The organism is Halococcus sediminicola, assembly GCF_000755245.1.
Lineage (GTDB): Archaea > Halobacteriota > Halobacteria > Halobacteriales > Halococcaceae > Halococcus > Halococcus sediminicola.
This window is the reverse complement of record NZ_BBMP01000026.1, coordinates 72,978-94,473: the sequence shown is the minus strand read 5'-3', so window position 1 is coordinate 94,473 and position 21,496 is coordinate 72,978. Positions and strand designations below refer to the sequence as shown.

General features: G+C 66.4%; 20 protein-coding genes. 3 read left to right on the top strand and 17 right to left on the bottom strand.

Going from position 1 to position 21,496, the window contains the following annotated elements; genetic code table 11:
* Positions 1 to 3 precede the first annotated feature (3 nt).
* The 7 genes from ACP97_RS16900 to ACP97_RS16870 form a co-directional block, all read right to left on the bottom strand.
* Positions 4 to 876 carry an electron transfer flavoprotein subunit beta/FixA family protein gene (locus tag ACP97_RS16900; RefSeq protein ID WP_049999014.1) on the bottom strand — a complete coding sequence of 291 codons (873 nt, stop codon included), beginning with the start codon at positions 874 to 876 and terminating at the stop codon, positions 4 to 6.
* 91 nt (positions 877 to 967) lie between these two features.
* Positions 968 to 1,297: a 4Fe-4S dicluster domain-containing protein gene (locus ACP97_RS16895; RefSeq protein ID WP_007742457.1), complete on the bottom strand. Its 330-nt coding sequence runs from the start codon at positions 1,295 to 1,297 to the stop codon at positions 968 to 970.
* Positions 1,298 to 1,374: 77 nt separating this feature from the next.
* On the bottom strand, positions 1,375 to 3,087 hold the full coding sequence (locus tag ACP97_RS16890; RefSeq protein WP_049999013.1) for a glutamate--tRNA ligase: 1,713 nt from the start codon (positions 3,085 to 3,087) through the stop codon (positions 1,375 to 1,377).
* A 231-nt stretch (positions 3,088 to 3,318) separates the two neighbouring features.
* A complete protein-coding gene (yciH, locus tag ACP97_RS16885; RefSeq protein ID WP_049999012.1) occupies positions 3,319 to 3,612 on the bottom strand; it encodes a stress response translation initiation inhibitor YciH in 294 nt (97 codons plus the stop codon).
* Between the two features lie 27 nt (positions 3,613 to 3,639).
* Positions 3,640 to 5,898 (bottom strand): transglutaminaseTgpA domain-containing protein, encoded by a 2,259-nt coding sequence (locus ACP97_RS16880; protein WP_049999011.1) that lies wholly within the window; start codon positions 5,896 to 5,898, stop codon positions 3,640 to 3,642.
* A complete protein-coding gene (locus ACP97_RS16875) occupies positions 5,895 to 6,881 on the bottom strand; it encodes a DUF58 domain-containing protein (protein WP_049999010.1) in 987 nt (328 codons plus the stop codon). Before ACP97_RS16875 ends, ACP97_RS16880 begins: the two co-directional genes overlap by 4 nt.
* A complete protein-coding gene (locus tag ACP97_RS16870) occupies positions 6,878 to 7,867 on the bottom strand; it encodes an AAA family ATPase (RefSeq protein ID WP_049999009.1) in 990 nt (329 codons plus the stop codon). The genes ACP97_RS16875 and ACP97_RS16870 overlap by 4 nt, the downstream gene beginning before the upstream one ends.
* Before the next feature lie 196 nt (positions 7,868 to 8,063).
* On the opposite strand from ACP97_RS16870, the gene ACP97_RS16865 reads away from it, so the two are divergent.
* Positions 8,064 to 8,549 (top strand): DUF5797 family protein, encoded by a 486-nt coding sequence (locus ACP97_RS16865; protein ID WP_049999008.1) that lies wholly within the window; start codon positions 8,064 to 8,066, stop codon positions 8,547 to 8,549.
* Here ACP97_RS16865 and ACP97_RS16860 read toward each other — a convergent pair whose 3' ends face one another.
* The gene (locus ACP97_RS16860) at positions 8,550 to 9,587 is read right to left on the bottom strand and encodes a DUF5787 family protein (RefSeq protein ID WP_049999007.1); all 1,038 of its coding nucleotides are present in this window, start codon (positions 9,585 to 9,587) and stop codon (positions 8,550 to 8,552) included.
* Positions 9,588 to 9,605: 18 nt separating this feature from the next.
* The gene (locus ACP97_RS16855; RefSeq protein WP_049999006.1) at positions 9,606 to 10,031 is read right to left on the bottom strand and encodes a bis(5'-nucleosyl)-tetraphosphatase; all 426 of its coding nucleotides are present in this window, start codon (positions 10,029 to 10,031) and stop codon (positions 9,606 to 9,608) included.
* A 100-nt stretch (positions 10,032 to 10,131) separates the two neighbouring features.
* On the opposite strand from ACP97_RS16855, the gene ACP97_RS16850 reads away from it, so the two are divergent.
* Together ACP97_RS16850 and ACP97_RS16845 are read left to right on the top strand one after the other, a co-directional pair.
* The gene (locus ACP97_RS16850) at positions 10,132 to 10,446 is read left to right on the top strand and encodes an uS10/mL48 family ribosomal protein (protein WP_049999005.1); all 315 of its coding nucleotides are present in this window, start codon (positions 10,132 to 10,134) and stop codon (positions 10,444 to 10,446) included.
* 40 nt (positions 10,447 to 10,486) lie between these two features.
* A complete protein-coding gene (locus tag ACP97_RS16845; RefSeq protein WP_049999004.1) occupies positions 10,487 to 11,764 on the top strand; it encodes an amidohydrolase in 1,278 nt (425 codons plus the stop codon).
* 36 nt (positions 11,765 to 11,800) lie between these two features.
* Here the strand turns inward: ACP97_RS16845 and ACP97_RS16840 are convergent, their stop codons facing one another.
* From ACP97_RS16840 to ACP97_RS16805, 8 genes are all read right to left on the bottom strand, one after another.
* Entirely contained in the window at positions 11,801 to 14,215 is a 2,415-nt protein-coding gene (locus ACP97_RS16840; RefSeq protein WP_049999003.1) for a heavy metal translocating P-type ATPase, read from the bottom strand.
* Positions 14,216 to 15,061 carry a sulfite exporter TauE/SafE family protein gene (locus ACP97_RS16835; protein ID WP_079977695.1) on the bottom strand — a complete coding sequence of 282 codons (846 nt, stop codon included), beginning with the start codon at positions 15,059 to 15,061 and terminating at the stop codon, positions 14,216 to 14,218. It lies immediately after the preceding gene.
* A gap of 341 nt (positions 15,062 to 15,402) precedes the next feature.
* Entirely contained in the window at positions 15,403 to 17,673 is a 2,271-nt protein-coding gene (locus ACP97_RS16830; RefSeq protein ID WP_049999002.1) for a CDC48 family AAA ATPase, read from the bottom strand.
* Complete coding sequence (locus ACP97_RS16825) at positions 17,670 to 17,915, bottom strand: DUF7127 family protein (protein ID WP_049999001.1); 246 nt, start codon at positions 17,913 to 17,915, stop codon at positions 17,670 to 17,672. Before ACP97_RS16825 ends, ACP97_RS16830 begins: the two co-directional genes overlap by 4 nt.
* A 278-nt stretch (positions 17,916 to 18,193) precedes the next feature.
* A complete protein-coding gene (locus ACP97_RS16820) occupies positions 18,194 to 18,775 on the bottom strand; it encodes a DUF7110 family protein (RefSeq protein ID WP_049999000.1) in 582 nt (193 codons plus the stop codon).
* Between the two features lie 93 nt (positions 18,776 to 18,868).
* Positions 18,869 to 19,213 (bottom strand): glutaredoxin family protein, encoded by a 345-nt coding sequence (locus ACP97_RS16815; RefSeq protein WP_049998999.1) that lies wholly within the window; start codon positions 19,211 to 19,213, stop codon positions 18,869 to 18,871.
* Positions 19,214 to 19,318: 105 nt separating this feature from the next.
* Positions 19,319 to 21,007: an AMP-binding protein gene (locus ACP97_RS16810; protein ID WP_049998998.1), complete on the bottom strand. Its 1,689-nt coding sequence runs from the start codon at positions 21,005 to 21,007 to the stop codon at positions 19,319 to 19,321.
* Between the two features lie 85 nt (positions 21,008 to 21,092).
* Positions 21,093 to 21,413 carry a 2Fe-2S iron-sulfur cluster-binding protein gene (locus ACP97_RS16805; RefSeq protein ID WP_049998997.1) on the bottom strand — a complete coding sequence of 107 codons (321 nt, stop codon included), beginning with the start codon at positions 21,411 to 21,413 and terminating at the stop codon, positions 21,093 to 21,095.
* Between the last annotated feature and the right edge of the window lie 83 nt (positions 21,414 to 21,496).

Genomic DNA, 21,496 nt, shown 5'->3' with positions numbered 1-21,496 from the left:
GAGTCAGTCACCCGCCGCCCCTGTTCGCCCGCCTGCGAACGGTTCCATCGCGTCGAACACCTCGCCCATCCCCTCGCCATCACCGGGATCGACCATCGTCGCCTCGCGCTCGGCGGGCGCTTTCGGAATCGGGTCGACCGACGAAACGATGGTCGGCGAGCCGTCCAGCCCGATGTAGTCCGGGTCGAGGTTCAGGTCCTCGTGGTTCCACGTCGTCATGAGTTCCTCGTGGTTTTCGGCGCGTTCTTTCGTCTCCGCTCGGAGGTCCTTCAGGGTGAGTCGATGGGCGGCCTTCCGATAGGTGGGTTCGAATTCGGGATCGGCGACGATGAACGCCGGCATCGGCGCTTCGACGGTTTCGATCTCCTCGATGTCGCCCTCGACGAGTCGTTTCGCCCGCACCGTCTCTTCATCCTCGTCGACGTCGAGCGCGACCACGTGCGTGATGATGGGCCAGTCGAGACACCAGCACGCCTGCGGACCCGTGTGGCCGGTCTCGCCGTCGGCGGTCTTGAAGCCCGCAAAGACGAGATCGGGGGTTTCGTCGAGTTTCTGCAATCCCGTGGCGAGCGTGATGGCCGTCGCCCACGTGTCCGAGGCCGCGAGTTCGCGGTCCGAGAGGAGATAGAGGTCGTCGGCGTAGACCGATTCCATCGCCTCGCCGAGCACGTCACCGTAGCCCGGTGGTCCCATGCTCATCACGCTCAACTGGCCTCCGTGACGGACCTTCGTCTGGAGCGCCGTCCGCAGCGCGTGTTTGTCGTTCGGGTTCATCACCGTCGGGGTGTTGCCCCGTTCGAGATGACCGTCCTCGTCGAACGCTACCTGTCCCTCGCGGAAATCGGGTACGCCTTTGGTCAGAACGACTGAATGCATTGGTAGTGGGTCACCTGTGTGGCTCTCTCTGGCATAGGCTCGCGCCGACTATTATTGTATTGGTCTTCCGTGTATTTTTGCCGGTATCGGGCTACGTTCGGCCCGCCCGACCCGCATCGACGTCGATGGCGTCCACCGGACAGACGTCGACACAGAGCATGCAGTCGATACACTGGGCCTCGTGGGTCGGGTCGGCCTTGATCTCGCTTTCGGGGTGGTCGGGCGAATCGACCCACTCGAAGACGTCCACCGGGCAGTCCTCCAGGCACGCGCCGTCGGCGATGCAGATGTCGAAATCCACCGCGACGTGGGTCCCATGAATCCCCAACTGCTCGGGTTCCTCGACGGGACCCCAAACGTCGTGGCCCTCGTGTTCGTCCACCGTCTCGCGGTTCTGTTCGAATTCAGGGTCTATGGCCATCGCTATCGAAGCCCACGACAGGAGTCTACTTAAATCTTCGACCGAACACGGTCGCCCGGCTGGAAACGGACGCGTGTTCAGGGATGGGCGTAGTACGCGACGGTCTCGCCCTCTTCCTGTCGGTCGATACGGGCGAAGCCGACGCGCTCGAACTGCACCATTTCGTCGGAGTTCCGCTCGGCGATGCCGGGTTCGGCACGACCCTCGACGTCGCCATCCATCGTTCGTAAGCGGACTCTGCGGTTGTCGTCGGCCGGCACCCAGTGTACCACGGGCACGCCCTCCTCGCGGACGACATCGATGTCGGTGCCGACGAATTCGAAAGCGTCGCGCGTGTGGCGCACACAGCCGTATCCCTTTAGCCAGACGCGCTGGCCGTTCGCGGGCACGTCGCCGGGTTCGACCAGCACCGCCCCTTCGACCGGAATCTCGCGGACGCCGCGCTCCTCGTGGTTGGGATGGACCGGCGGTTCACCCATCTCCGGACCGCCCATCACCACCTTCTCGACCCCATCCCGAACGAAGAAGGCGCGGTCGGTTTCCTCGTCGATGCGCTCGCGGTTTTCGGCGTAGACCGCACTCATCGCCAGATCGACGTTGCTCGTCGAGGTTCCCAGCGATACCATCGCCGCGGTGATGGCATCCCCTCGAATCCCGCGCCGGCGGAGGCTGGCGACGGTCGGCGCGCGCGGGTCGTCCCAGCCGTCGAGTTCGCCCGCCTCGATGAGTTCCTTGATGGTCGAGGTACTCATCTTCACGTCGTAGGCGTCGAGTTGGATGTGGCCCCAGTGGACGACTTCGGGATACGCCCAGTCGAAGTAGTCATAGAGGAACCGCTGGCGCTTGGCGGAGTCTTGGAGGTCGATACCCCGAATGATATGTGTTATACCGAACAGGTGGTCGTCGATACCCGACTGAAAATCCAGAAGGGGCCAGCAGCGGTACTCGCTGGCTTCTTCTCTGGGGTGCGGCGTATCGACCATCCGGAAGGCGACCCAGTCCCGGAGTGCGGGGTTCTTGTGCTCGATGTCGGTGCGCACCCGCAGGACCATCTCACCGGCGTCGTACTCGCCGGCGACCATCGCGTCGAACTCCTCGCGCGTCGTTTCGGGCGCTTTCCCCCGATGGGGACAGACCTCGCCCGCGTTCTTCAGTTCGGAGAACTCGCCGGCCGGACACGAACAGGTGTACGCGCCACCCAACGCGATGAGTTCGCGTGCGTGCTCGTAGTAGGTCTCCATCCGGTCGGAGGCCCGCACCACTTCGTCGGGTTCGAAGCCGAGATAGTCGATGGCCTCAGTGATGGCGTCGTAGGCAGCGAGGTCGGGGCGTTTGGTCTCGGGATCCGTATCGTCGAATCGGCAGCACATCCAGCCGTCGTACCGGTCCTTGTAGGTGCCGATGACGGCGGGCATGCGGGCGCTACCGAGATGCCACGGACCATTGGGATTGGGTGCCAGCCGCATCCGGACCTCGCCCTCCTCGGCATCCGGCAGGTCCGGTAGGGGGTGGTCGTCGCCCGCGTCGTCGGTTTCGAGGTCGGCGAGCAGGTCGGGTGCGAGCGCTTCAAGGCGTTTTTGGCGGCCCTCGGCGTCGAGTTCGTTCACCTGCGCGACGACGGGGGCGACCACGCCCGGCACCTCGTCGCCGTGTTTCTGGAAGTCGGGATTCTCGCCCATGAGTGGCCCGATGACCGCACCCACGTCGGCCTCCTCGTCGTGTTTGACCGCGTTGAGCAGGGCGTGGCGCTCGGCCTCGTGTTCGATGCGCTCGCGGAGGTCCTCGTTCATTGGTGGTGGCTCAGTCGCCGGCGATGAAAACCCGTCGGGTTTCGGTGGCTCGCGGCGGTGGTGCGGGTGCGGTGGCGGTTGCGGCGCTATGCGGAAGAGTTAGCATCCGCGCGAACAGAGTGAGCGCGGTTCACCGCTCGCGCGGTTTGCGAGCGGGAAGTTTTTAGCGTAGCTTTTTGCAAGGAGTAGTGGCCGACCACAGGGAGGCCACCCGACGCAGTAAAAAGGTACTTAGGCGACGTTATAGCCCTTGTCGCGGAGGAAGTCCTCGATGCGACCCGTGTGGTTGCCCTGGAGTTCGATGGCGTCGTCCTCGATGGTGCCACCACAGGCGAACTTCGATTTCAGGTCCGACGACAAACTGCTCATATCGACGTCCTGTGGGTCGAACCCTTCGACTATCGTTACCTCTTTTCCGTATCTACGCTCGTCGATGCGGATGGTGATCTGCTGGGACTCTCTCGCGACGTCTTCGCAGACGCAGAGTTCCTGGGGCAGGCCGCACGTCGAGCAGACTTCCGACATTACACTGGGATATACGAGATGGCCATATTAAATACTGTCGGGACCACGCTCGCGCGAACGCCGAAAGCGGCCGATGACGGGGGTGCGCTCGGCACGAAGCCTCTCGACCAGCGCCCGCGCCTCGTCGGCGTCCGCCTCGCTCACCGTGCCGCCGTAGTGGGCGCGCTCGAAGATTTCGCCGACTCGTCGGGCGCGCTCGTCGGCTCCGATGGCGGCGAGATACTCCCGCGGGGTTTCGCCGTTCCGTCGGGGACGGTGCTCGTCGGCGAGCAGGTATTCGAGACGCTCGAACGCTCCCTCGACCGTCGCGGTCGGCGACCCGCTCGGCCAGTAGCGCAGCCAGAGCGCGCGGTAGCACCGTTCGTCAAGCCCGAGCCGGCGTGCGCCCGCCACGAGACCGGCGAGCGCGACGAGCGCGAACGCCACCTGCTCGCGCGAGGGTGACGGGAGTTCCGGAAGCGAGGGCGATTCGTCGGCCGGCGATCCGCCCGCACTCGACCCTCCAGCCGGCGTCGTCGTGGAGTCGTTCGTGGCCTCGGCACCCTCCTGTTCGGCGAGTCGTTCGACGCCGCGGGCGTCGGCCGATTCGCTGGCGTTCGCCCCTGTCGCACCGTCGCTTTCGTCGGCGGACGTCGGTTCGGGCGTCGGCGTCCACTCGTCGCCCGCCGATCGGTTGGTGTCGACGTTCGATTCGTTGCCCGCACGTGCGTTTTCGAGGTTGCTCCGCTCGACGGCCGATCGGGGTCCGGCCGGCGTCGGGTCGAAGCGCACCCAGCCGGTCTCGGGGAAGTACACCTCGACCCACGCGTGGCTGTCGAGACCGCGGACCACCCGCTCGTCGGGCGAAACGCGCTGTCCCGGCGTATAGCCCGTCACGAACCGCGCCGGAATACCTTGAGTTCGCAACATCGTCGCCATCGTCGTCGCGTAGTAGGTGCAGTAGCCCGCGCTCATCTCGAAGAGATACGAGTCGGCGATGGTTCCGTCGGGCCGGCTGACGTTGAGCGAGTAGTTCTTCGAGCCTTCGAGCCAGCGCTCGATGGTCCGCGCCGTCTCGTAGGGGCTTTCAGCGTTCGCGGTGAGTCGGTCTGTCCGGCGTGTGACGCGCTCGGGCGTGCTCTCGGGCAACTGTGTGTACCGGCTCCGAAGACCCTCGGGATAGTCCTGCTCGGCCGCGCGCAGTTCGTCGGCCGTCCAGTTCGGACGCTGGCTCTCGACGGTGTAGGTCGTCCCGTTGTCCAACCGACCGCCGGGCTGGAGACCGTCGAGCGCGCTCACGCGGGCGTTCTCGGCCGGGGCACCCGAGAGGCCGGTGGGTTTCCACGCGGCGGGCATGATCGAAAGTGGCGTCTCGACCGTGTAGTTCTGGGTGAGCCGTGTCGCGTCGCCGGGCGGGCCGGCGAGCGAGCCGTTGTACGGCCGGTCGTCGCCGGTTCTGACCCATCCCTGTCCGGTGTAGCGGTCGTAGCTCGCCACACGCCAGTAGTCGCCACGGCTGCTCTCGACGGTGAACCTGACTTTCGGCGAGAGCGATATCGATCCTTGCACACTCACCTCGTCGTCGCCCGCGAGCAGTCCCGCCTCGATGGACTCGGTACCGCCGCCGCCCGAGGATTCGAGCGGGTCGGCGGCACCGCCGGGGACGACGCTCACGAGCGGCGCGAGCACGACCATCGCCGCGAGCACGACGACGAGCGTCTCGGCCTGTCCGACGGACCCCCCGTGGCGTTCGAGGTCGCCGAAACCGATCACACCGGCGGCCCCGACCGCGCCGACGAGCACCACCACCGGACCCGCATCGCCGGTGAGGACGAAAAACGAGAGTGCCACACCGCCGACGAGCGCGCTGGCCACGTAGCGCCGCCGGAGTGCGAGATACCACGTCAGGAACGTCGGCGCGGGCGCGAAGCCGACCGCCCAGACACCCGCCTCCGCGATGCGGAGTATCGAAAGCCCGGTCAAGAGCGCGGTCACGTCCGCACGCACGACGTCGAACGACTGGAGGAGTAGTTCGCCGTTCGGCACCGCCTGCACGTAGCTCCAGAGACCGACCGTGAGCAATCCGGCGGCGAGGACGGGCGCAAGGAACGCCGGCAGGAAGCGCGCCAGCAGCGTCGCCGCGAGCAGGCTGCCGGCGACGAACAGGGTTAGTCTGTCGGTGCCGCCGGCGACGTCCGTGACGTGTCCGAGTACCGAGAGATACGACGCCATCAGCAGCGCCGCCGCGCCGAGGGCGAGCGCGCGCCGCGAGCCGTCGCCGACCCACGACCGACGCACCGTGCTCACGACCGCACCCCGCCGGTCGCGCCGCCGTCGGCCACGGCGCTCGATCCCCCGACCACGTGCTCGAACGGTAACTCACGGTCCTCGACGGTGAGTCGCGTACCGCGGTCGTCGGCGAGCACGCGGACGTCGGCCGCGCGCCCGACGCGGCCCGCCCCCGTCCGCGCGAGCGCGCTCAGCACCCGCTCGCGCTGTGGTTCGCCGCCGGCGCGCTCGATTTCACCGTCCGGGTAGTACAACGAAACGGCGAGACCGGCATCGAGCAGCGAGACGGCGACGCTCGCGGCCGCGCTCGCCATCGCGTCGGCGTGGCCGGCGGTCGCTTCGGCGGCGATACTCACTCCAGTGAGTTCGCGTGTGCCGTCGAACTCCATCACCACGAGGTCGTCGCGCTTCGCGCTCGACTTCCAGTGCACGTCCCGAAGGCTGTCGCCGGGGACGTACTCGCGGAGTTCGTCGAAGCGCTCGCGCTGGTCGGTGTGTTCGACGGGACCGCCGAGAACGCCCCCACTTGCGAGGTCCTCGATCGGGGGATAGACGAGCACGGGCGTGCGTTTCGGGTACTCGAAGGTCTTGGAGAGCAGTCCGAACACGTCCGTCACCGTGAGCGCGAGCGGGCCGAGTCGGTGTTCGCCGCGAGCTTCGAGTTCGACTTCGTATTCGACCGTCGTGGGAACGCTCAGCGTCGTCGACTCGAACGAGGAGCGGAGTCCATCACCGACCTGCTCGTCGATGCGTGCGGTGAGCGGGTCGTCGGTCTCGACGGTGAGTTCGACGTCTCGGACGTCGCCGGGGAAGCCGGCAGCGGGTTGGCGTCGCCTGACGGCGGGACGGTCGGCGACGAGCAGTTGGGCGGCGGCTCCGACGAGCGCGACGAGCGCCGGGACGACGAGCGCGTTCAGCGAGCGCGCGCCGAAGCGGGCGGCGAGCCAGAGCGCGAGCGCGGAGAGCGCGACGAGCCCGAGCGCACGGCGCGTCGGTCTCATCCGACTCGAACCGCCGACAGCGCCGCCCGAATCACGTCCTCACCCGTCTGTTCGGTGTTCGCGACCGGGCGCACGCGATGGGCGAGCGTCACCACCGCCTCGCGCTGGACGTCGTCGGGAAGCACGTAGCTCCGGCCGTCGAGGGCGGCGCGTGCCTGTCCGGCACGGAGCAGGGCGAGCGAGCCGCGCGGACTCACCCCGAGTTGGGCGCGCTCGCGGGTATGATTCGCGAGTCCGGTGACGTACTCCCGTACCGGAGCCTCGACGGTGATCTCGGCGACGGTCGCGCGTGCGGCCCGGAGTTGGTCGAGCGTGGCGACCGGTTCGAGCGTCTCGATCGGGTGGGTTCCCACCACCTCCTCGAGCATCGCCGACTCGTCGTCCGGCGCGGGATAGCCGAGTTCGAGGCGTTTCATGAACCGGTCGACCTCGGCGATCGGGAGTTCGTAGGTGCGATTGCGCTCGACGGCGTTCTGGGTCGCGATCACGGTGAAGGGGTCGTCGAGTGCGTGCGTCGTCCCGTCGACGGTGACTTGGCTCTCCTCCATCGCTTCGAGGAGCGCGCTCTGGGTCTTCGGTGGGGCGCGATTGATCTCGTCGCCGAGCACGACGTTGGCGAAGACGGGACCGGAGCGGAACTCGAACTCCCGGGTCTTTTGGTTGAAGACGCTCACCCCGGTCACGTCCGACGGCAAGAGGTCGGGCGTGAACTGCACGCGAGAGAACGAACACTCGAACGAGCGCGCGACCGCGCGCGCGAGCATCGTCTTCCCAACCCCAGGAACGTCTTCGAGCAGGACGTGTCCGCGCGCGAGCATCGCCGTCACGATGTGCTCGATGGCGTCGTGGCTGCCGACGATGACCTCCTCGGTGTTCCCGATGACGGTCCGAGCGAGGTCGCCGGCCTCCTCGACGGAGAGGCGGGGCCGGTCGGTCGCGGCGGTCGTGGGCCGCCCGGCGTCGGTGCCGGCGTTCGCATCCGTCATGGATGGGGGGAGATGGATACGCTCGGACTGGAAACGGAACACTCGTACCGACCCATGTTACCCGTTCGTGGGGCCGGGCGCTTGTAACGTTGCTGCTTTGATGAGTGTGTATTGCACGCACGGGGGCGAGAGCGAGCCGCGAAACGGTGACCTGATTCCAGAAAGAAGTTATAGCCGCTTGCCATAGCGCCGCCCGATGGCCCTCTCCGAGGAGGCACGGGAACGGCTCGCCGACGTGGTGGCTCTCCAGCCGACGAAGAACGGCGAACTCGAGGAGCGCTGGGGGATGGACAGCGGCAGCGAGGTCCACCAGTACCTCGAAGGCGAACTCAAGGCGTTCTACTACCGCGACGAGGACAGTCTGATCTGCGCGACCGCCGACGCCGCCGACCTCGTGGGGGCCGACACCGACAGCGACGGCCCGCGAACGGTGACGGTTCCCGAACTCCAGGCGCAGGTCTTCACGGTCGTCGCCGACGAGGACGAACGCGCCGAGAGCGTCGTCTCGGTCCTCCACAAACTGCGTGACACACACGACATCGACCCCGCGCCCGAGGACGTGCGCTCGGCGCTGCGCGGGCTCGCCCGCCGCGGCGTCGTCGAGGTCATCCAGAAAACGGTGCCGACCTTCCGGCTGGCCGTCGAGCGCGAGAGCGTGGTCGTCGAGTCACTCGACGAGTAGTCATTCATTGGGTCGCTGGCGTTCGCGCCGGTCGGTCAACAGTCGCCGTATCGCTTTCCCGGGACCGCCCTCGATCGGCCAACCGCGTGATCGCCACGCGGGTGGTTCGGGTTCGAACTGCGGACAGGAGCCCGCACACTCGGTGGCGCTCTGGCGTTTCTCCTTCGCCGTACACCACGGCAGGGCGGTGCGATCCGACTTGCGGAGTTCGAAATGCCGACAGTCGGGGCGCATCGTGTCGATGTACGACCGCCAGCCACGCCCGTAGGCTCGTTCGGCGATGGCGAGTCGTTTCTCGGCCTTCCACTCGCGGCTAGCGAATTCGACGGTCGCCGCATCCCCGTCGCCGCTGGCCCGCTCGGTGATGCGCGTGCCCGACTCGCCGGCGGCGAGCGTTCGGGGATACCACGCGACGCTCGCGGCATCGTAATCCTCCGACTCGACCACCAGAACGCCCGCCTCGACGGGGAAGTCCTCCAGAAGAACGGGTTCGACCGAGTTTCCCGTGCGAGCGGTGGCGACCCAGACCTCGTCGCAGAGCGCGAGCGCGACGTCGCGTTCGATCTGACCCGCGAGGGCGCGCGCGGCGCTCGCGTCGAGGTCGGGTTTGTTCTCGATGGCGACGATCCGCTCGACCCAGTTCGGATAGCGCCACTTGCACCGGAGTTCGATACGGTTGTTCCGCCGTCGGGTTTCGACGATCCCGCGACCGGCGGCTCGATGGACCGCCTCGCGGACGTATCGCCACGGGAAATCGGGTTCGGGCAGCGCGTCCCGATACCACGTCCATGATTCGGGGGCGTTTCTGACGACGCGGAGCAGGTCGCCGTCGAGCGCTCGGGTACCGAAACGGGCGCGCTGGGCGAGTGCCTCCCTGTCGGCCTCGATTATCACCGTGTCCCAGCGCCGGTGTTTGGTGCCGAGCTGGCGCGCGACCACGATTTCGGTGTCGGGGTCGAGTTCGCCGTCGGGCGGCCAGTTGCGCTCGGCCCAGCCACACACCCCGAGTTCGAAGACGAATTCGCTGTCGGCGCTCACATCCCTGCCGCCGGCCGGTCAGTAGTCCGCATCGTCGATGAAGTCGTGGGCCTCCCGGAAGATGTCGCGCGGACCGTCTTGGGTGATCGTGTTGAGCGCCTGTTCGTAGTCGCGCCACTGGTGGTCGCGGTGCTCGTGGGAGAGTTCGGCGCTCGCCTCTTCCGATTCGGCGATGAACAGGTGCACCGTCTTGTGGATGGTTTCGCCGCCGGCCTGAAACACGTAGTCGTACTCGCGGCGGAAGCCGTCGAGGAGCCTGAAATCGCTGATCCCCGCTTCCTCCGTTACCTCTCGAATCGCCGTCTGCTGGAGTTCTTCCTCGCCCTCGACGCCGCCTTTGGGGAACTCCCAGTCCCCGGGACGGCTCTTGAGCAGGAGGTACTCGCGGCGGCCTCTCGTGTCGCGAAAGAGGATAGCCCCCGCGCTCGTCGCTTCGACTGCCATTGCCACGAGTATTCAGGCAGCCTTTAACTGGTTGTTGTTTCGCCCGCTGGCGGGGGACCAACCGAGGGCGTTTTGAGCGGTCGGGAACAGAGCCACGAGCATGCCTTTCGTCACGAAACTCGACCTCACGAGCGGCGATCGGGGTTCGCTCGACCGCGTGGTCGAGGACATCAAGGAAACCGCCGCGCGCAAGGGTGTCGAGTTCGGCGGCCCGCACGCGAGTCAGCCCCGCCAGCAGCGCGCGCCCCAATCGAAACGGCTCTCGACGACCGGCGGACGCTTTCCCGACTGGACCTATACGATCTACTCGCGCACCATCGAAATCGTCGGCCACGACGAGTTCGCCCGCAGCGTCGCCGGTGGCGAGTTCCCGGCCGGCGTCCACGTCGAAGTCGACATCGAACGGGTCCGTTGACACCACCCGAAGTTAAGATTCGGCGGTCCGGAGTCGGGATATGCAGGAAGCCCGCCACGCGGATCTCATCGAGTTGCGCCGTGATCTCCACCGCCACCCCGAACCCGCGTGGCGGGAGTTCTACACCACGAGCCGCATCGTCGACGAGTGCGAACGCATCGGCGTCGACGAACTCTACGTCGGCCCGGACGCCCTCGGCGACGGCGAGCGCACGGCCGTGCCCGACGATGACGAACTCCAGCGATGGTACGACCGTGCCCGCGAGGTCGGCGCACGCGGGGACGTTCTAGATCAACTGAAGGGTGGCTACACCGGCGCGGTGGCGGTGCTCGAACGTGGCGAGGGACCCACGGTCGCGCTCCGAGTCGACATCGACGGCTTACCGCGCGAAGAATCGGAAGACGAAGAGCACACACCGGTCGGGGAAGGGTTTCGCTCTCGAACCGGTGCGATGCACGCCTGCGGGCACGACGCCCACGCGACCATCGGCATCGGGGTGCTCGAAGCGATTGCCGAGAGCGACTTCCAAGGCACGTTCAAACTCCTCTTTCAGCCCGGTGAGGAGATAGTCGCCGGTGGGAAGCCGATGGCCGGGAGTGGTCACCTCGACGACGTGGACTACCTCTTGGCCGTCCACGTCGGCCTCGACCACCCGACGGGCGAGGTCGTCGCGGGCATCGACGACTTCCTCGCGGTCCATCACTTCCGCGCGGACTTTTCGGGTACACCCGCCCACGCCGGCAACGAACCGAACGCGGGCGACAACGCGGTGCAGGCGATGGCGACCGCCGTTCAAAACCTCTACGCGATCCCGCGCCACGGCGACGGTCCCACGAGGGTAAATGCAGGGATGGTCGGCGGCGGCAGCGCGACGAACATCGTTCCCGAGGAGGCGTTCGTCGAGGGCGAAGTCAGAGGTCAGAGCACGGAGCTGATGGAGTACACCCGCGAACGGGCCGAGCGCACGCTCGACCACGCTGCTGGAATCCACGGCTGTTCGCTCGAACTCACAACCGTGGGCGGCGCACCGAGCGCCGAAAGCGATACGGCACTCGTCGACATCGTCCACGAAATCTCTAGTGGGATGGCAAGCGTCGAGACGGCGACCGACCGTGACGCACTCGGCGGTAGCGAGGACGCGACCTATCTCATGCGAACAGTACAAGAAAACGGCGGGCTGGCGGCCTACGTCTGCGTCGGCACCGACCACCCCGGTGGGCATCACACCGCGACCTTCGACGTCGACGAGGAATCCATCGCCATCGGCGTCGATACGCTGACCGATTCGATTTACGAAATCGCTCAGAAAAAGCCGTAGCTCCGCGATTTCTGACGATGATGTGAACGCCAGCGGTCAGTTCGACTGCGGCCGGGGCTGTACCTGCGGGCGCTCGCTGGACGGTATCGACCGCTCGGACTCGTCCAGCAGCCGGCGCTTGGAGTTGTAGACGACGATGAGGCTGCTGACGGCCATCATGAGGGCGGCGAGCAGCGGCGTGATGACGCCCGCGATCGCGAGCGGGATCGCCACCGCGTTGTACGCGCCCGCCCAGAGCAGGTTCTGCTTGATGCGTCCGCGCGTCGCCGTCGCCAGCGAGAACAGTTTGGGCACGGCTTCGAGGCGGTCGTCCATCACGACGGCGTCGGCCGCCTCGATGGCGATCTCGGTGCCGCTCGCGACGGCGATCCCCAGATCCGCGCTCGCAAGCGCCGGCGCGTCGTTCGTCCCGTCGCCGACCATCGTCGTCGTCCCGCGCTCGCGCAGGCCGCGGACGATCGCCCCCTTCGACTCGGGGCGCACGCCCGAGAAGACCTGATCGACGTCGGGATGGTTCGCGAAGGTGCCGGTCATCCGCTCGTCGTCGCCGGTCAGCACGACGATCTCGCGGTCGGCCGCCGCGAGATCGGAGACGACGTCGGCCCAGCCCTCGCGGGGGGTGTCGCGGACCGTCACGAGCCCACGTACCTCCCCATCCCACGCGACCGCCGTCGGATGAGTCCCCGAATCGTAGGCCTCGACGACTGCCTGCTCGATTCCTTCGGACATCGCCCACTCGTCGCCGAACGAATCGGGATGGCCGACGACCACGCGGGTGTCGTCGACGAGCGCCGAAACCGTTCGATCGGCGCGCTCGAAGGCGGAGACGGAACGGGTGGTCGGCGGCGCGGCCGCGTCGATGGCGGCGGCGATCGGGTGGCTCGACCGGCGCTCGACGGCGGCGGCCATCGCGAGCACCTCGTCCTCGTTCTCACCGACGACGTCCGCGAGTTCCATCTCACCAGTGGTGAGCGTGCCAGTTTTATCGAAGACGACGATCTCCGAGTCGTCGATCCGTTCGAGCACGGTCTCGTTGAGCACCAGGATCCGATCGTCGGCGGCGTCGCGGGTAGCCGCCGCGAGCGCGAGCGGCGTGGCGATGCCGAGCGAGCACGGACAGGAGATCACGAGGACCGAAACGCCGGCCAGCATGGCCGTGCTCACGTCGTTGCCGAGCGCGAGCCAGCCGACGGCCGTGAGCGCGGCGATCGAGACCACGAGAGGGACGAACACGACCGCGAACCGGTTGACGAGGCGCTGAACGCCCGAATCGGAGCTCTTGACGCTCCAGAGCAGTTCGACGAGCCGATCGATGGTGCTCGTGGCGTCCGGCCCGACTTCGACGACGATCGCGCTGTCGGTGAGTACCGATCCACCCAGGACGTCGTCGCCGGCGGACTTGCGCTGCGGGACCGATTCACCGGTGACCAGCGCCTCGTCGATGGCCGCGGTGCCCTCGACGATGGTCCCGTCGACGGGGATGCGCTCGCCGGGTTTGACGAGCAGGCGATCACCCGGTTCGCAGGCGTCGATATCGATCGTCTCGGTACTCTCGCCGACCATCCGGCGTGCCTCGCTCGCGCGCGAGTCGGTGAGTTCGGTCCGGTTGCCGAGCGCGGCGCGCTTGACGCGCGACTCGATGTGGTTACCGATGGTGACGACGACGAGCACCATCACCGCGACGTCGAAGTACGGGTCGCGCCCGCCGGTGAGGAAGGTGATCATCGAGTAGCCGTAGGCCGCGAGCACGGCGATGGCGATGAGCACGTCCATGTTCGGCCGGCCGACGCGCAGGCTCACGTAGGCTCCTCGGAAGATGGGGTAGCCGAGACCGATGAGGATGAGGGTGCTCCAGACCGCGAGCGGGCCGAACACCATCGTCTCGATCGTCGAGCCGTAGAGGAAGCTCTCGGGATAGATGCCGAGATACACGGGATAGATGAACAGGGTGTAGGGAATCAACACCGGCATCATCACCACGGCGGCGAGGATGGCCCGATATTTCCCGAATTCGACGCGCGAGCGCAGCGAGTCGTCCTCCTCGTCGGGTCCGCTCGCCCGATAGCCGAGGCGACTCACCGCTTCGGCGAGCGCGTCGCGATCGGTTTCGTCGGGATCGTAGACGACACGGAGCATCTCGGTCGCGTAGCTCGCACGCGCCTCGTGAACACCCTCGGCCTCCTCGGCGAGCAGTTCCATGAATCCCTCGCAGGTCTGGCAGTGCATCCCGTCGACGGAGAGATAGGCCGTCTCCGCGCCATCGGGAACCGAGAGTTCGGGATCGTCCTCAGTGGCGCGCTCGCGGATGGCCGTGATCGAGAGGTCGGTCTCCTCGCCTTCGTCGACGAGGCGGGCGACTTCGAGACAGCCACGACAGCAAAAGTCCCCGTCGACATCCGGGGCCGTGATCGGCTTCTCGACGGGGAGTTCACAGAGCGTACACGCCGCCATTCAGGCGCTCCCACCCGGTCCGAGCGGCTGGTAGTAGGGGATGTCCGGCAGCGGGAGGGCGACGCCGAAACGCATGAAACCCATCGCCAGTAGTACGTAACCAAGCCCGATAAAGAGTACGCCAAGACCGTAGTGGACGACCTGTCGCTGGCGCGCGCTCACCGACTGGATGACCGTCCCGTAGAGGAAGACGCTCGGAATCGTGCCGCAACCGAGCGCGCCGAGCGCGAGGAATCCATGCAGGGGTGAGCCCTGTGCGAATGCGTAGAGAAAGGCAGGATAGAGCAGCATGCACGGGAGCAGACCGTGAAGCGCGCCCAGTCCCACGATGCCGACGCCGTTGACCCAGCGGTCGATGCGCGTCGAGATGGCCGTGTAGCTCCGGGCGAACAGCGAGCCGAGACCCGTGCCGGCGACGATCCCCTCGACCGCGCCCTGTCGGTAACCCGCCAGCCGGGTGACACCCATCGCGACGATCGCGCCACCCATCACGATACCGATCGCGCCCTGGATCGGGCCGAGCACGCCCGCGAGTTCCACGGTTCCGTAGAGGAGTGCGCCGGCGAGTCCGAACAAGCCGCCGATGAGCGCGTAGCTGATCGTGCGCCCGAGGTTGAACAGCGCGTGCTGGCGTACCTCGTAGAGGGTGAGCGCGCCCGACCAACGGTCGTCGGTCTCCATGCGCTCGGCGTAGGTCGCGACCAACGGTCCGCACATCCCGATGCAGTGTGCACCACCGAAGAGTCCGATGAGAAAGAATACCGCCAGCCCGTAGCCGCCCGTCGTGACTCCCGAGAGCTGACCGGAAATCCCCGTCCCGACGGCTGCGAGCGGGCTGGCAACCATTGTGAACCGATAGGAGCCAGCCGAGGTAATGGGTTCTGGTTCGGTGGTCGAACGGCGAACGTGAATTTTGGCGGCCCCGGCCGCCCGGCGGTGGCGGCTGCGGTGCGGCGGCGGTCCCCTGGCGGATGAAGGGCGAGGCGCGCGAGCGAACGAAGTGAGCGCGCGCCGAGGGCTTCGGCGGTGCTGTGCGGTTTGTGGCAGAGCAGCATCCGCGCGAGTGGAACGAGCGCGGTTCACCGCGAGCGCCGGAGGCGCGAGCGGGAGTTTTTAGTCCAGGTTTTTGCGACGAGCGGTCGGCGAACGGAGTGAGCCGACCCGAGGAGTAAAAAAGTGGAGGTCCGCTATTGGAACGTCCGACCGACCTCGCGCTCCTCGGTGGCGGGTTCGCCGCTGTCGAAGCGGTCTTCGATCTCGTCGTACCGTTCTTTCGTCTCGGCGGTGACGCTCGGGGTGACTTCGGTGAGCGCCTGCTCGAAGTGGTCGTCGTCGATGCGGACGTTGCCGACGCTGCTCGCCATGTCCTCGGGACCGACGCTCTCGATGAACTCGCGGGTGGCGGCCATCGCGGCCTCGCGGGTGACGGCCTCGATGTCCGCGCCGACGTAGCCCTCCGTCCGCCGGGCGAGGTCAGCGAGATCGACGCTCTCGGCGAGCGGTTTGTCGCGCGTGTGGACCTCGAAGATGGCCTCGCGGGCGTCCCCGTCGGGCACCGGCACGTGGACGTGCCTGTCGAGGCGGCCCGGGCGCAACAGTGCGCTGTCGATCAGGTCGGGTCTGTTGGAGGTGGCGATGACCACGACGTCCTCCAACTCTTCCAGCCCATCGAGTTCCGTGAGGAGCTGGGAGACCACACGTTCACCCACCCCGGAGTCGCCCATGTTGCGGCCGCGCTCGCCCGCGATGGCATCGATCTCGTCGAAGAAGATCACCGTGGGGGCGTTCTCGCGTGCCTTCGAGAACACCTCTCGCACTCCTTTCTCCGACTCGCCGACGAACTTGTTGAGCAGTTCGGGACCCTTGATCGAGATGAAGTTCGACTCAGCCTCGTTGGCGACGGCCTTCGCCAGCAGGGTCTTGCCCGTGCCGGGCGGGCCGTACATCATCACGCCCTTGGCGGCGTTCATGTCCATGGCCTCGAACACCTCGGGATAGTCGAGCGGCCACTGCACCGTCTCACGGAGGCGCTCTTTGGTGCCTTCCAGGCCACCGACGTGCTCCCACGTCACATCAGGGACCTCGACGAAGACCTCGCGGAGCGCGCTCGGCTCGATGCCCTTGAGCGCCGCCTTGAGATCGTCGCGGGTGACCTGCATCGATTCGAGCACCTCGGCGTCGATCTCCTCTTCGTCCAAGTCGAGTTCCGGACGAATCCGTCGGAGTGCGTTCATCGCCGACTCCTTGGCGAGGGATTCGAGGTCGGACCCGACGAACCCGTGCGTGTTCTCGGCGTAGGTGTCGAGGTCGATGCCGTCCGCGAGCGGCATGCCGCGCGTATGGACCTGCAGGATCTCCTTGCGACCCTCTTTGTCGGGGACACCGATTTCGATCTCGCGGTCGAAACGCCCGCCACGGCGCAGCGCGGGGTCGATCGCGTCGACACGGTTGGTGGCAGCGATGACGGTGACCTGCCCGCGCTCTTCGAGCCCGTCCATCAGGCTGAGCAGTTGGGCCACGACCCGGCGCTCGACGTCACCCGACGTCTCGTCGCGTTTCGGCGCGATGGAGTCGATCTCGTCGATGAAGACGATCGCCGGCTCGTTTTCTTCCGCTTCGTCGAACATCTCGCGGAGCTGTTCTTCGCTCTCGCCGTAGTATTTCGACATGATCTCCGGCCCGGAGATCGTCTCGAAGTGGGCGTCGATCTCGTTGGCGACCGCCTTGGCGATCAGGGTCTTGCCAGTGCCGGGCGGGCCGTGCAGGAGAACCCCTTTCGGCGGGTCGATGCCCAACTGTTGGAACAGTTCGGGGTGGCGCATCGGCAGCTCGATCATCTCGCGGACCTGTTCGAGTTCGCGGTCCAACCCGCCGATGTCCTCGTAGGTCACTGAAGGGGCGCTCGCGCCGCTGCCGCTGCCCGCAGCGTCGGAGACGATCTCCTCGGCGGGCTTCTCGCTGATCTCGATGTCGGTGCTCTCGGCGACGATCACGGTTCCGTCCGGGTTCGTTTCGGCGACTTTCAGGGGAATGCGCTGGCCGGAGCCGCCCGAGAACGGCCCGAAGCCCAGCGAGAAGGGGATGGTCTGACCCTGCGTGATGGCCTGTCCCGAGAGTTTGTCCTGGACGTAGGGGCCGATGTTGCCCCGGATGCGGAGGTTCTGGGGCAGCGCCACGGTGACTGACTGGGCCGGTTTGACCTCCGCCTTCTCGACGGTCACGCGGTCGTCGATGCCCACTTGGGCCTCGCCGCGGAGCTGGCCGTCGATGCGGATCACGTTCTGGTTCTGGTCGTCGGGATAGCCGGGCCAGACGCGCGCGATGGCGCGGCCCTCGCCGGCCTCGATGAGGATGTAGTCGCCGTTTTCGAGGTCGAGTTCGTCCATCGCCGCGCGGTCGACCGCCGCCAGTCCGCGCCCGGCGTCCTTCTGTTTGAGCGGTTTGACGGTGAGTTTCATCGTGCCACCTCGACGGTGAGCACGCCGTTTTTGATAATCGCTTCGGCCGTTCCCGACTCGGCGATCTCGAAATCGGCCTGCTCGTCGCCGCTGACGATCATCACGGTGCCGTCCACGACGTCGACCGTCGTCTCGTCGGCCTCGGTGCCGATGTCGGCCGCGTAGACCACGCTGTCGTCGTACTCGTACCGCCGCAGCGCGTCGCCGTCGCGGTCGTCGAACTGCTGGAGTTGTGGTGTCATCCTAACTCTGGGTTAGTTCTACTACTATATAACTGTTTCTCTGATTTTGACCCACCGTGCGGGCTTCGAGCGCCGAGCGGTGGGATTGCGGTTCAGGGTCGATTGGTACTCGTCGTGAAAAACGATATCGGTGTTCGGAGATCGGATCGAGACCGGCATGTCGTCCGATGTGCCACGGTACGCCGTCGGGAGGCAAAGGCACGCTGCCGGCACGTGCACCGTCGGGACGGCGAAGCCACTGTCGGGGCTGTGTCGTGGAAAACCGGTGAGACGAGGCGTTACGAGATGAACTCGTTGTTGCGCCAGTCGACGCCCTTGCTCGCGGCCGGTCCTTCGGAGGGATCCTCGACGACTTCGAGCGAGGCGGGGCGGTCCTCGCCGTCGACGATGCGGGTGGCGGTGAGGTCGCCGTCGCGGGCGGTGATCGCTGTGAGAGTTCCTTTCTCGGCGATGCGGGCGATGTCCCGGAGCACCTCGAACATCGCGTACTGGACGGCGGTGTTCTGGAGGACGGTCTCTCGATCACCTTTGAAGCAGGCGTACTCGACGAGTTCGGAGGGTGGCATCTCGTCTTCCTCGCCGGGACCGCCCCAGCGCGGGCCGCCGGCGGGCGGTTTCTGCTCTTCGGGTGGCTCCTCGTAGACCCGGTTTTCGGTCACGCTGGCTTTCAGCTGTGCCGTCGGCGTGTATTTACTGAGGGAGTCGTCGTCGGCGACGGCACTGACGATGAGCGTGTTGTTCCGGCGCGTGAGGTCGATCGATTCGAGTTCCTCGGGAAGGGGTGGGTCGTCGAGGAACTCGTGGAGGTCTTCGAGGGGCAGTTCGAGCGTCGAGTGGAGTTTGAATACACAGTCGTTCATGGTATCACCGGCAGTCGGGCGTGCTGCCGACGCTGCCCGTTCGTCGGTTCGTACGTGTCCGGTACGTATATTCCCTGTCTTTCATCGGCCCCATCACTCGCCGGCCAGCGCCGCTTCAAGGTCGCCGCGCTCATCGAGTTCGGCGAGCACGTCGCTGCCACCGATGAACTCGCCGTCGACGTACGTCTGGGGGGTCGTCGTCCAGCCGCTGTGGGCTTCGAGCGCGGTTCGATACTCGTCGATGGATTCGAGCACGTCCACCGTCGCGAAATCGTCGCGGTACTGGGAAATCAGCCCGAGCGCGCGGTCGGAGTAGCCACACTGAGGCATCAGTTCGTTGCCCTTCATGAACAGTACCACCTCGTTCTCGTCGATGGCTCCGTCGACGCGCTCGGTGACTTCCGTCTGATCAAGTCCGCTCTCCGGTTGGAACGTCATAGTCCTACTAGGAGGCGTCCGGGCAAATGCGTTTTGCCACCGAGGTCGCGAAGAACGGTGCCGACGGTGGCCCGACGACCACACCGGCACTCGGCCGGTGGCTCGTTATCCCGCCACTTCGGCCTCGTTGCGCTCGCGCAGCGCCTTCTTGTCGGTCTTGCCGATATCGGTCAGCGGAACGCGCTCGACGAACTCCACCGCGGAGGGCACGGCGTGCTTTGCGACCTTCCCCTCGAGATACTCGACGACCTCCTGCTCGGAGAGTGCGCCGTCGTAGCCGGGATCGGTCTCCACGTAGACCTTCACGCGCTCGCTGCCCGGCCGTTCGGGGTCCGGAACGCCCACCGTTGCCGGCCGTTTGATACCGGGGTGACCGAACAGGACTTCATCGACCTCCTCGGAGTAGACTTTCAGTCCGGAGACGTTGATCATGTTCTTCACCCGGTCGACGACGTAGAAACGGCCGCTCTCGTCGATCTTTACCACGTCGCCGGTGCTCACGAACCCCTCGTCGTCGAAAGGCTGTTTGTCCGTGTTGAGATAGCCCTGCATTCGCTGCGGGCCGTCGAGATACATCTCGCCCTCGCGTTCGTCCTCGATCGCCTCGTCCAGTGGGATGGGTTCTCCGGAGTCGACGTCGACGAGTTTTACCTCCGTGTCGGGGACGGGAACGCCGATGGTCGGCTGATCGAACCCGCTTCCGTCCGATTTTCCGCCGGCCATCATGTCGAGCAGGCCGCGAGTATTGAAATGGGTTATCGGCGACATCTCCGAGAGACCGTAGCCCTGCGAGACGCCCGTGCTCTGCTCTTCGAAGGCGTCTTTGGTCTCGCTTGCGAGCGGTGCCGACCCGGAGATGCCGATGATGTCCTGGCCGAGTTCCTCGTCGACGATCTCCATGAACTGGGTCGGGACCCCCATCATGATGACGGGGTCGTACTCTTCGATGAGGTCACGCATCGCGCCGGTATCGCGCGCGTCCGGCACGGTGAGGACGTCCAATCCGAGTTCGACCAGCGAGTGAATCACCGAGTAGCCATAGGCGTGATAGAGCGGCAGCGCCATCAGCGCCGTCTCGCCGCCGCGCATCAGTTGAGCCATCCGACTCATGTTCGCCGTTCCCTGCAAGGCGTTCGCGGTCACGTTCCGATGGGTGAGCAGACAACCTTTCGGCTGGCCGGTCGTGCCGCCGGTAAACAAGAGGGTGTGGACGTCCTCAGCGGGATCGAACTCGATGTCGGGCGGCGTGTCGTCGGCGCTTTCGATCACTTCAGGCAGCCACTCGACACCGGTGACGTCGTCGTAGTCGGTGGGCGGGTTCGCGGAGTAGTCGGCGATGTCGGTGAGGATCAGGTGCTCGATGTCGAGGTCGTCGCGCAGCGAGAGCAGCAGGTCGCGGTGACTGTCCTGTCCGATGAGCACCTCGGGATCGCCCTGTTCGAGACGGTAGCGAAGGTCGTCGTCGGCGTCCAGGAAATCGTTCGGGATGTGGACGCCGCCGGCCCGCGAGATCGCATAATCGGCGAGCACGAACTGGATGGAGGTCGGCAGGATGGTCGCCACGCGATCGCCCTTCCTGACGCCACGGTCGGCGAGCGCGCTCGCCAGCCTGTCGACCTGTTCGGCGAGTTCGGGATACGTGACCTTCTCGCCGAGTTGAACGAGACCCTGTTCGGGGTGGGCCGCGGCGCTCTCGTAGAGAAAGGCATGTGCCGGTTCGTCGGGGTACGGTTCGAGGCTCTCGGGGATGCCGAACTGCTCGTACTCGTCGAACCACGGCGCTGACTCGGGCATGGTTCGTGGTATCTCGCCGCTCGCCTAAACCCGTCTGCGGCTATGCCCGGCCATTCAAGTCGTCGCGGTAGTCACTGTGGCCGATTCAGTCGTCGGCCGGTGCTGGTTGACCACCGTCCGCCTCGATGCTTGGTGGGTACTTCCCGCGGTCGATCTTCAGGTCCGAGAGCGGTCGCGCCATGCAGGTCAGCGCGTACTCCTCGGACTCGCGCTCGGAGAGACCGCGCGCGGCGGGCTGGGTCACGTCGCCCTCGACGATCTTCGCCGAGCAGGCAAGACACATCCCGACCCGACAGGAGTACTCCTGTGCGATACCCTCCTCCAGACAGCGCGAGAGGATGGTCTCCTTGTCCGAGACAGTGATGGTGTCGCCGGTCGAGACGAACTCCACGGTGTAGTCGGTCATGGTGTCACTCCAGCCGGCCCCGACAAAACCCTTTACCTATTCGAGCGCGCGATGGCGGCCACGGCGCGTTGGAAGGGTTTTTC